Below are 10,745 nucleotides of genomic sequence, written 5' to 3'. Positions count from 1 at the left end.
CCCTTTCAGACAATTAAGGTAGCAATAGTTACCTCTTGTCTGACCTCACTTTCATCCCATGTCTAAAGACGGGCTACACCCTGCATAGGCTTTCTCGTTCGGAAAATCTGTAAAAGGCTTTGTTCGCAAGGTTATCATTTTTCATCTTTCCACACTATATAGTATTATTATGTTTAGAATTAAGGAGTGTGAGAGTATGAGATTTATTAAATTCCTTCTGATCATTGTAATTTTCATCGGTGTTATTGGTTATGGGGTTTATCATTATGGAATGAAGTATGCATCCGATAAGGTTGTTGATACTATTTCAACAGAATTAGAGCAAAGCGGACAAATGGATGAAATTAAAAATACGATTGAAAGTGACCCTCAACTAAAATCATTTATGGAAGAGGCTAAAACTGCAGACAGCAGCAAGTTGCCGTTTACAACAAAAGAAGAAGCTACAAAAGTAATCATTCAAAAAGTTGGTATTTCGGAGCTTAATAATATAAGAGTAAAAGTACAAAATGGTTCGATGACAAAAGATCAAGTCATTCAAGAAATGGAAGGTAAATTAACAGACGAAGAAATGACGGCCTTAAAAGTAGTTGTTTATAAAGAGTTATATAAATAAAACGTTGAAGGACCATGAAAAGGAAAAAACAGGATGTGCTATTGTAGCATGTCCTGTTTTTTTGCCTAATTTAACTTCTTTCAGAATCTAAATATATGTCCCTTATTTTGTGTCAAATCAGTATATAAGTTAATGAATGACTCAAAGTACTAATAAAACAAAAGGTGGGACATTATGGCAATATTTAGGGTTCGTAAAAAAGAGAATTATGTTGTGTTAGACAAAGGGTTTCTGAAGGACACTCGCTTAAGCTGGAAAGCAAAAGGTTTGCTTGCTTACATGTTGTCATTGCCAGATGATTGGTCATTTTGTATTTCTAATTTAGCCACGCATAGCAAATGCAGTCGTGAATCTACTGCTAACATTATTAAGGAGTTATCGACAGCTGGCTATGTTCACAAAGTGCAGGGTAGAACAAACATGGGTAAATTTAGGAAAGTCGAACTCTCAGTGTTCGAAACACCACAAGTTGAACCGTATAGTGCAAATCCGATAACGGTTAATCCGTTGATGGAATACCCGTTATCGGAAAAACCGTCAATACTAATTAATAATAAATCACTAAATAATAATTTACTAAATAATTATTATAATAAGAGCCATTCCTCAGAAGAGAACATACCAAAACCACAAAGCGCGTTCCAATTTTATGAGCAAAATGGCTTTGGTTCTCTAGTCGCTCATGTCACGTACAAAATCGGTCATTGGATAAATGAATTGTCGGAAGACCTTGTGATCCATGCTATGAAGCAAGCCATAGAAAACAATGTGCTTCGTTGGAATTACGTTGAAAAGATTTTGCACGTTTGGACTACTAAGAAGTTTACAACAATTGAGGAAGTAGAAGCGGATAAACTTCGATTTGTAGCCCGAAAACAACAACAGCGTACTTATCACAATCTACAAGTGCATAAAGAAGTTGTCCCTGATTGGTTCCATCAACGTAGTGGAAATTCCAATGATATAGAAGATGGACAAGCAATTGACTTTGAAGCGGAACGACAAAAAGTCTTGGAAACATTAAGGAATCTAACTGAGAGTGCAAGGTGAAAAATGCAACTACTGCGTGGTTGGAGAGTTAATTGGTCTAAAAGCAACTCCGATATCAATCCTAAACACCAATCGAAAAAAGATATGGAGTATCAAGTAGGAATGACATGAAGAATGAGGAAATTCCAATAACTATCAAAATAAATACAAAATTAACCAAAATAACAATTGAAATTTTTGAACGGTCATGCTAATTTTTAAATATGAATATAAATAATAATACGAACAGTCAAAAAAAACTTTCTTTTATTGAAGCCGCTAGGCAAACACAAATTGTGGAATGCGCAATCGAGACAATTGCCAGTTTGGGATTTGCACAAGCATCTTTAGCCCAAATAGCCAAACGTGCAGATATCAGTACGGGAGTGATATCCTACCACTTCAAAAACAAAGAAACATTGATTCGGCATGTCATTGAAAAGGTTTATACTTCTGGCGATTCTTATATGCGTCCGCTTATACAATCTGCCACTAGCGCAAGGGATATGTTAAGCGTATACCTCGAAAGTAACATTGCTTTTATGTCTACACATAAGACGTATATGCTAGCTCTATTAGAAATTTGGTCTGGAATTCGCCCTGAGGAAGGAAAGGAGTCGTTTGTTTTTAATCTCCAGGAGGCAGCCATTTACGATTTAGAGCAAATTTTGCAATATGGGCAAAAGAACGGGGAATTTCGAACATTTTCTCCCAAAGTAATGGCTATAACCATTAGACAGGCGATTGATGCATTGCCGCCGCAAATGATGATGAACCCCGAACTGGATCTTGATGCTTATGCACAAGAATTAATCACTTTATTTAAATTGGCAACCGATAAGAACGTAACTTTGTGAGCATAATCAGTAGGCAATTTAAGGAGGAAAATGTTATGACAGACGGGGATTCGGCCCTTCAACTGCTCGGGTTGAGCAAACAATTTGGAGAAAACACTGTTGTTAATAGTGTCAACCTGACTGTGCCTTGCGGTTCATTTTTCGGTTTGGTAGGTCCGAACGGTGCAGGAAAAACGACTCTATTATCTATGGCAGTAGGGCTGCTGCGCCCAGACAGTGGAGCGTCTAGAATATTCGGTGTTGATGTTTGGTCAAATCCTTTACATGCAAAGACATTAGTTGGGGTTCTGCCAGATGGCATGTCATTGCCAGAAAGGCTAACCGGGCGTGAACTTTTGACTTATATGGGATTATTGCGTGGACTTGATGCGAAGACTGTTGCCCAGCGTACAGAAGAATTGCTTGATATTTTAGAATTCCGTAATGATGAGCGTACGCTTGTTATAAACTATTCCACTGGAATGAGAAAGAAGATTGGTCTTGCCACGGCCCTTCTACATTCCCCAAAGCTTCTTGTGCTTGACGAGCCGTTCGAGGCGGTTGATCCCATCTCTGCGTCAACAATTAGAACCATCTTGCAGAGTTTTGTTGCCAATGGTGGTTCTGTCATCTTATCCAGCCATGTCATGGCGTTGGTCGAGCAATTGTGTGATCATGTTGCTGTTATTGCGAAGGGGAGAGTGGCTGCTGCAGGCCCATTGGATTTTGTGCGTAATGGTGAAAGTCTGGAAGAGGCTTTCGTTCAGTTAGTTGGGAATCGCCCTGGAGAAGGAAAGAGATTATCATGGTTAATGTAATGATTCGAATGAAGATTTCCTTGCTTCGCCACTCGATGAGCGGAGGACGAGCGACTCTCATGATTATCGGTGGGGTTATCGGTCTATTGCTGGCAGTTAGTACGATTCTGCTTAGTGTACTATATAATCATGAAATATCAGCAGATCTTATCTGTATCGCTTTTGGATTTTGGATGATTGGTTGGATCATAGGGCCTATGTTAGTTGTCGGAGAAGGGGTATTGAAAACGGAATACTTCACCTTGTTGCCTATCGCCCAACGAAGATTGGCTATAGGGTTGCTCGGTACCTCCTTCATCGGTATTGGACCAATCGTTAGCTTAGTCGCTTGTTTCTCTCTCGTCATTTATGCAGCAAGACTTGGATTTTGGGCTGTGATCGTTGCCGTACCTGCGATGTTGTTGCAACTAGTAATCATCATGCTATTGTCCAAAGTGGTGATGGGGGTGATTGGAGAGGCATCGAAATCCCGATTAGGTTTAGAATTCGGGGCGTTGATCATAGGAGCCGTTATAGCTTTTCTTAACGTCGGTTGGTATTTACTTCCTTCGGTTAGCTTGTTCGTAGAGGAACCGTCGCCAGCAATTTCTTTAGTGGCTCGAATATTGCCATCGGGTTGGGCTGTGGTAGCAATCGAAGCTGTAAATCGATCCCGTTACTTTTTAGCTGTCGGTGTTCTCTGTGAGTTGGCTTTATTGTGTGGATTACTATTGATTATATGGGCAAGACTGCTGTCAGGGAGCACGAAAAATGCGGCTCGTATAAATCGTTATAGCAGAAATAAATCATTGTTCCTTACTTGGGCCAACATTCTACCGACAAAAACTTCGAAAATTGGGGTGGTCGTTCTTAAGGAACTGAAGACTTGGATGCGCGATCCGCAGCGAGGGCGATTGTTGCGGATGGGGCTGTGGACGGGATTATTCTATGGCTTATTTGTATCGTTGAGCGGTGTTACTTTATTAATGCCCTGGGTCGGCATAGTCCTTGTGATGTTCACTTGCGTGTTCTCTAACAATCTTTATGGGTTTGATGGCGGTGCTCTTTGGATGTCTATTACTACACCGGGCTCAGAACGAAACGATGTGCGGGGCAGGCAAATTGCATGGATAATGGTTGTAGCACCCGTATCGATCGTAATATCTCTCCTATTCCTTTATGTCAGTAAGTTGGACTGGGCGTGGGCATGGGTTTTAGCCTTGCTTCCATCGCTGTTAGGTGGAGGAGCGGGATTAATCCTATTCCTCTCAGTTTACAAGCTCATACCTGTGACAGACCCGCATAGGCGTGGACGCGGAACCATAGTCTCTGGTGATGACATGAACGCAGGGGCATTATTTATAACCAATTTATTGTTGTTGATATTGCTGTTTTTTGCTTCGATACCTACATTAGTCATATTGACCTTAGGGACGTTGCTACATCAAAACTTACTAACATTGATTGGTGTTCCTGTGGGATTGTGTACCGGCTTACTCATCGCTTGGTATTTCGGACGCTTGGCATACCGTCGTTTGGAAGCTTTTGGTCCAGATATCCTCGCAATCATGCAGAGCGGCGGAATAGCTCAATCCGTGGATAACAAAGTAGCTCAAACAGACGACACATTTTCTAATCTATCTGCAGGAAAGTCCGCTTTGGTAGGTCTACTCGTTACGATGGGGATTATTTTCACATTACCACAGGGGATTGTGCCTATAATTCTAAAGCTTTCAGGCGTAAAGGTCCACAGTTGGTTTATTGCTCTATATCTTCCGGAAAACGTCCAATTACTTATTTGCATTTTCTTTGTTCTAACTGGTGTAAGTGCTTTGATTATAACTAGAAAAATAGTTCGTAAACATAAGAATATGTAGCGGTAAAACACAATGACGATTGATCTATTGGTAACAGCTTCGCTAATTACCCTAAAGATTAATCCTCCATTGCGCTTTTACAATTATGCCGGATTTCCTTAGAGTAAAGGAAATTCGGCTTTTTTTGGGGAGATTGTGTAGCATATTTTGTTCGTGTGTTGTTGGTAGGGCCCTTTTCCATAGTTAAAAGGAGAGATGAGCTAGGTAGGTATAGATATTAAGTTAATGGTCGAGAGGGCAGTTCATAGATTTTTTAAAGATGACAATTTTGTCAACTAACTGTCATGTTCCGAAATTTAAGGTAGTGGAGAATTTATCTATACTCTTGTGTAACGAGATTATTTCGTTATAAAAGAGGAGGCATAAGAAATGAAGATTATGAAATTCTTAGCAATGACAATTTTATTCACTACTTTCTTAGTTGGTTGTGGTGACAAGGGTGCTTTGATAGAAAAAGACTACTATGTTCAAATTAACGAGGAATTACAAACTCCAAATAGCAATGGCCATTTCGTATACGCACTAGAGGGCTATGATAAGGATGGAAATGAAAAGGTTGTAAGTTTTTTTGCAGAAAAACCTTATAAAAAAGGAACGATTGTCCGCGTCCCAAGAGGCTTAGAAGGATATACTGGTGATCCCAAAGTAATGAATGTGGATGACTTACCGGAAAATGTTAAGGGAAAATTTAATCAGAGCTAAACCCACGCCATTATAAAGCCCAATTTCTTAACATTAAAATTATGAAATTGGACTTTTTTCACTCCATTAACTTTATAGCTATTAATCAAAAATCGTATCTTTATGAGGGTTTCTTAAGAATTCGAAAAGCATTTTGATTTGAACACCTGTATTTCTCTCTAATGAAAGGTTTGGTAAATTATCGTCATGATAAAAGTGTACTCCTTTTGTTTCCAAACCATTTCTTGCATGCCCGCCAATAATCTCACATTGAATAAACAATTTATAATAATGATATGGTTGAGGTGGATGGGGGTGCTTATTCATATCCAATAAAGTACCGCAGCTAACCAAGAGAAGACCGCCGCTAAAACACCGAGTTCCGCCATTAACCAAGAGAAGGCCGCCGCTAAAACATCGAGTTCCGCCGCTAACCAAGAGAAGAGCGCCGCTAAAGCATCGAGTTCCGCCACTAACCAAGAGAAGGCCGCCGCTAAAACATCGAGTTCCGTCGTTAACCAAGAGAAGACCGCCGCTAAAACATCGAGTTCCGTCGTTAACCAAGAGAAGACCGCTGCTAAAACATCGAGTTCCGCCGCTAACCAAGAGAAGAGCGCCGCTAAAGCATCGAGTTCCGCCGCTAACCAAGAGAAGAGCGCCGCTAAAGCATCGAGTTCCGCCGCTAACCAAGAGAAGACCGCAGCTAACACATCAAATTCCGCCGCTAACCAAGCGTATTAAAGAATATGACCAGTCGTTAAAATAACACACATTATTTATTATTTGTTGAGAGGGGCCATCATTTGTAAATAATAAAATTTAAGCGTTTCATTCTTTTATCATTTTTAGGGGGAGAAGTGGATAACTGATAATATTCTTTGTAAAATAAAGTAAATATGGAAGAGAGGTTACTTTATGTTGAAATTTATCGGCTCTGGAAGTGCATTTAATACGAAATTAGGTAATAATTCAGCGTATTATAAAGTAGGAAATCAGATGTTGTTAATTGATTGTGGTAGCAATATTTTTCACCGAATTAAGGAAAATAGTTTACTGGAAGGTATCAAGCATATCCATGTATTGATCACTCATACTCATGCGGACCATGTTGGTAGCCTTGCTGATTTTATTTTTTATAGCTATTATTGCCATGGCGAAATGGCAAAACCTAATGTATCTGTTTATTCCGCTTATGATGTAAAAATTGAAGAATTGTTGGCCATTAATGGCATTATGCCAGGAGTTCAATGTTTCATAAAAAAATGTCAATCGGATACACAGTACACACTTAATTTCTGTAAAGTACTTTTCGAAAGGTCTAGTCATGTTAAAGAAATACCTTCTTATTCAATTGAATTATCTATAGATGACAAACTTATTTATTATACAGGAGATACAAATTACCTAAAAGAATCTTTACGAAATCCAAAGGTCTTCGATTTTGTTTATGTAGATACTTGTAAAGCTGATTATGAGGGCAATGTGCACTTGTCATTACGAAAACTGAGTGAGTTAGTGAGTTCTGAAGTACGTTCAAAATTTTGGTGTATGCATGTAGATGAAGGTTTTGACCGTCAAGAAGCTGAAACGTTAGGGTTCAATGTTGTAACGAACGAATTTTAACCTTTTAGAAAGCGAGTAGCGTCTTCTATTTCGTTTGGTTAAAAATGGTTAATCAACTCTCATAATGATAAAATTTAATTGTTATCTGAAAGGGGGAGAGAAGAATGGGATTCTTTATTGTAATTATCGGATTCATTATTTTAGTAGGTGTGATTAGCTTAATAAAAAAGGAATTCACTAATCATGATAGTTCAACAAGAAGTCATTCCAATCATTCGAGTACTCATATAGATTATAGTTCAACAAATACATTTGTATCCATGGAAGATTCAAATACAGACAATTGCTCGGATAGTGTCTCTAGTTATAGTGATACATCTAGTTGCAGTGATAGTAGTTCGTCGTCCGATTAAACGTCCGAATTTTTAAAAAAATAACAATTTAAAAAGCTGTAGCGTATGACAACGCTACAGCTCAGAATTGGTCTTGCCCTTATAATGGCTTAGCCATCAACAGCATTATAACACATAGAACGAAAAATCACAGTTCGAATGAGAATTTATTTCAATGAATTGAATAGATCGTTGGATAGCTGACACAAATGTGTTTTAACTTCTTTCATCATTATGCCAATACATCATTAATATCGCTATTCATTAATTGTTTCAGCAAATGTTTTTCGACCAGGATTAACTTTATTTACAGTAATACTTATTTTACTAAGAGTGTCGGCTGTCAATGGAATTTTGCCATCTTTCTGTACTTTTTTCCATGCCTTTATGTTTTTTCGGTATAGCTGCTCTGATAAGCGGAAAACATCAACATCCATTTGTAAACCTGCTTCATAGGATGTTTTTATATCTTTTTTAACTTCCTTAATAATACCTTCTCTTATTTGATCGGTAGTTACTTTCCCTTTGAAACCATTGATGATTGCATTTAATTTTATTTCCGCTTCAAATGTTACTTCATTGTTTTTTACAATTGGTTTAATTTTGGTACTTAATTTTTCTAAATCAACTGTTAAGTATTCTTTTTCTTTATTGTTTAATTTAATCGTTACGTCTCCCCGGGTTTTTTTATAATACATCCATTGGATACCCCTTGCCTCCCCATCATTTATATAGCCTTTAAATCCATCTTTTGAAACTACTCCGAAACCAGATAAAGCAGTTTCCTCTGTTGGTTTATCAGTCGTTTCCCAGTTTTTATTAATTGATACAAGTGGAATATTCACTTCATGACTCGGCTCATTTAAGTTGATAAGTAGTTTTCGCAAATCCACGGGCTCTACATATGTTTGTAGCTCTTTTGTATGCATTGGATTGCTTAGCTTTGAAGCTGTTAGTGATTTATTTAATATTGGTGTGACTAAAAGAATATCTTTAATAGAGTCCTTTGTAACATATGTCAATATTTGATATCTTGTTTCCCGATGACGTAAAAAACTGTCAATAATAGGAATGGAATTGCCGTTCTTTAAGGCATCCTCAGAAAAAAGAAGAAAAGTCATATGCCCCCAGAATACTTTTTGGTCGATGGAGCGATATAATTTAAAAAAGGCTTCTTCCATCGTTTTACCTTTAGCAAATCCAATTTCAGACGGTGCTGCTTGAGGAGTAGGCGCTTCTGATTTAGCTACATTCGCAAAATTAATGATTTGCATATATATTTCATATTGACCATCTTTATAATCGATACCAATTCCGTCAATATAGTACATTCTTTGTGGTTCAGTAACATCCCAACACCCGGAAAGTAATAGTACAGCTGCTAAACTTACTATTAACGTTATTTTTTTCTTCATTTTTTGATCCCTACTTTTAGAAATTCTGTGTAATCTTGCGGAGTAAAGGGGTTTTGCTTATAGTTTGGACAAAAAATGAAAGGATTATAAGTAGTGAAAAACTTAGAACAGCTATATTTAGCCATCTAAACAAAAGACCAGGACTCATTATTATAATGAGTCCTGGCGTATTTCTGAAAAAAGCGAAGAGATATGAAGAAAAATCCCTGATCACTTTATTCCCGTATTATCGCGAAGTTCTATAATAGTTCCTTCAGGTGCTTTTAACTTACATAGCTGGCCATTTTCAACCTTATAAAAAATTTCATCATTTTTGCGAATAAAATGAACATTCATATCCTTCAACCGTTCTACTTCTTGAGAGAGATAGTTCACCCATAAACAGAAATGTACAATGCCTTGAGCATTTGAATTGCATGTATCAAGGACTTCATTATACTTTCCAGTTTGGAGTTCGATATAAAATGCTCCAAGTTTTAACCAAGTATTAAAATGTCTATCGTGGAAATTTGGTGACTCCTGTGCTACTTCAAATCCTAATATTTCAGTGTAAAAACTTAAAGATTCATCATATGTATTCGTTTGTATGCAAATGTGGTGTACATATTTTTCAGCCATAAATTATTTCTCCTTTTATCTAATCTATATTAATGAAACAATCCGCATCGTTGAAATGGCACTTCCTAAATGATACCAGAATAGTTTATTACCGAGGAAATAACGTAACATTTAGCATATATTCTGACAAGTATAATTTACGCCAAAATGGATAATTTATATATCGGAGGTGATAATTTTGGCAAAAGAAAAACGCAATAAAAGTGAAGAAGAACAAGTAGAATTTGGAGCAGATTTAAGCCCTGATGATTTAGATGTGCGTGAAGAAAATGATCTAACTACTGAACAATTGAACAATGCATACAATGAAAAACAATACAACGAAAACACTTCCTCAAAACGTAATAAATAATTAAGGAAGAACGCATAATATTTTCTACCACAATCGTTTGGGTTGTGGTAATTTGAATTGAGCAAGAGTTATTTGTTCAGAACATATGAGGTAACTAAATTGCTAAAGTAAAACTCCTTAATATTAAGGCTGTTTTCCCAAGTTGCTTCTGATTTGGCTATCTTCTTCAACTAAAGCATTGTTAGTTTAATAAGGAAAGCTTACTTATTTACTCTCTTAAATCAATTTTCCATAAAAACTCATTTGAAATTTCCTGTGCAATTTTCAATATTTCATCCTCTAAATCACCATTAGAGTTATCTGGAAAGTCAATCTCAATTAAATTTATCTCCGTAAATTCATCTGCGGAATCATACGCATAATTACCTTGTAAATTAGCATTAATTCCTCTAATTATGATACTGGAGCCACTTAACTCCTTAGTAAACACTAGTGTACTTAGTTTAGTGCAACTCATATTTAATATTAAGAAATTTTCAATGACATCAGTTTTAATAAATAAGGCTAATTTATCTGAATGAATACTTATGTAATCGTACATACACTTCCCCCCGAATCAAAGTTACTTA

Annotated in this window: 13 protein-coding genes; 9 read left to right on the top strand and 4 right to left on the bottom strand. The window is 37.1% G+C overall.

Going from position 1 to position 10,745, the window contains the following annotated elements; all coding sequences use genetic code 11:
- The first annotated feature begins 196 nt into the window (after positions 1 to 196).
- From ACQKOG_RS12815 to ACQKOG_RS12790, 6 genes are all read left to right on the top strand, one after another.
- Positions 197 to 616, top strand: a complete 420-nt coding sequence (locus ACQKOG_RS12815) for a hypothetical protein (RefSeq protein WP_370078759.1) — start codon at positions 197 to 199, stop codon at positions 614 to 616.
- A gap of 174 nt (positions 617 to 790) precedes the next feature.
- Positions 791 to 1,666, top strand: coding sequence for a DnaD domain protein (locus ACQKOG_RS12810; protein WP_427446769.1), 876 nt, complete (start codon positions 791 to 793; stop codon positions 1,664 to 1,666).
- Positions 1,667 to 1,869: 203 nt separating this feature from the next.
- A complete protein-coding gene (locus ACQKOG_RS12805; RefSeq protein WP_370078763.1) occupies positions 1,870 to 2,502 on the top strand; it encodes a TetR/AcrR family transcriptional regulator in 633 nt (210 codons plus the stop codon).
- Between the two features lie 35 nt (positions 2,503 to 2,537).
- Positions 2,538 to 3,299: an ABC transporter ATP-binding protein gene (locus ACQKOG_RS12800; RefSeq protein ID WP_370078765.1), complete on the top strand. Its 762-nt coding sequence runs from the start codon at positions 2,538 to 2,540 to the stop codon at positions 3,297 to 3,299.
- Positions 3,287 to 5,155 carry a hypothetical protein gene (locus ACQKOG_RS12795; protein ID WP_427446767.1) on the top strand — a complete coding sequence of 623 codons (1,869 nt, stop codon included), beginning with the start codon at positions 3,287 to 3,289 and terminating at the stop codon, positions 5,153 to 5,155. The genes ACQKOG_RS12800 and ACQKOG_RS12795 overlap by 13 nt, the downstream gene beginning before the upstream one ends.
- A 369-nt stretch (positions 5,156 to 5,524) precedes the next feature.
- Positions 5,525 to 5,857: a DUF1093 domain-containing protein gene (locus ACQKOG_RS12790; protein ID WP_427446765.1), complete on the top strand. Its 333-nt coding sequence runs from the start codon at positions 5,525 to 5,527 to the stop codon at positions 5,855 to 5,857.
- 302 nt (positions 5,858 to 6,159) lie between these two features.
- On the opposite strand, the gene ACQKOG_RS12785 is transcribed toward ACQKOG_RS12790, so the two are convergent.
- Positions 6,160 to 6,546, bottom strand: a complete 387-nt coding sequence (locus ACQKOG_RS12785; RefSeq protein ID WP_427446763.1) for a hypothetical protein — start codon at positions 6,544 to 6,546, stop codon at positions 6,160 to 6,162.
- Positions 6,547 to 6,751: 205 nt separating this feature from the next.
- Between ACQKOG_RS12785 and ACQKOG_RS12780 the strand changes: the two genes are divergently transcribed.
- Both ACQKOG_RS12780 and ACQKOG_RS12775 read left to right on the top strand, forming a co-directional pair.
- The gene (locus ACQKOG_RS12780; protein WP_427446761.1) at positions 6,752 to 7,459 is read left to right on the top strand and encodes an MBL fold metallo-hydrolase; all 708 of its coding nucleotides are present in this window, start codon (positions 6,752 to 6,754) and stop codon (positions 7,457 to 7,459) included.
- A 104-nt stretch (positions 7,460 to 7,563) separates the two neighbouring features.
- On the top strand, positions 7,564 to 7,812 hold the full coding sequence (locus tag ACQKOG_RS12775; RefSeq protein WP_402873708.1) for a hypothetical protein: 249 nt from the start codon (positions 7,564 to 7,566) through the stop codon (positions 7,810 to 7,812).
- Between the two features lie 236 nt (positions 7,813 to 8,048).
- On the opposite strand, the gene ACQKOG_RS12770 is transcribed toward ACQKOG_RS12775, so the two are convergent.
- On the bottom strand, positions 8,049 to 9,206 hold the full coding sequence (locus tag ACQKOG_RS12770) for a Ger(x)C family spore germination protein (protein ID WP_402873705.1): 1,158 nt from the start codon (positions 9,204 to 9,206) through the stop codon (positions 8,049 to 8,051).
- A gap of 210 nt (positions 9,207 to 9,416) precedes the next feature.
- Positions 9,417 to 9,824 carry a VOC family protein gene (locus tag ACQKOG_RS12765; protein WP_402873703.1) on the bottom strand — a complete coding sequence of 136 codons (408 nt, stop codon included), beginning with the start codon at positions 9,822 to 9,824 and terminating at the stop codon, positions 9,417 to 9,419.
- Between the two features lie 169 nt (positions 9,825 to 9,993).
- On the opposite strand from ACQKOG_RS12765, the gene ACQKOG_RS12760 reads away from it, so the two are divergent.
- Positions 9,994 to 10,176 (top strand): hypothetical protein, encoded by a 183-nt coding sequence (locus tag ACQKOG_RS12760; RefSeq protein ID WP_370078780.1) that lies wholly within the window; start codon positions 9,994 to 9,996, stop codon positions 10,174 to 10,176.
- Positions 10,177 to 10,384: 208 nt separating this feature from the next.
- On the opposite strand, the gene ACQKOG_RS12755 is transcribed toward ACQKOG_RS12760, so the two are convergent.
- A complete protein-coding gene (locus ACQKOG_RS12755) occupies positions 10,385 to 10,717 on the bottom strand; it encodes a hypothetical protein (protein ID WP_427446758.1) in 333 nt (110 codons plus the stop codon).
- Positions 10,718 to 10,745 lie beyond the last annotated feature (28 nt).

Source organism: Lysinibacillus sp. NPDC093216 (genome assembly GCF_050280325.1).
Lineage (GTDB): Bacteria > Bacillota > Bacilli > Bacillales_A > Planococcaceae > Lysinibacillus.
Note: the sequence above shows the minus strand (reverse complement) of the source record. Positions and strands in the feature narration are given on the sequence as shown.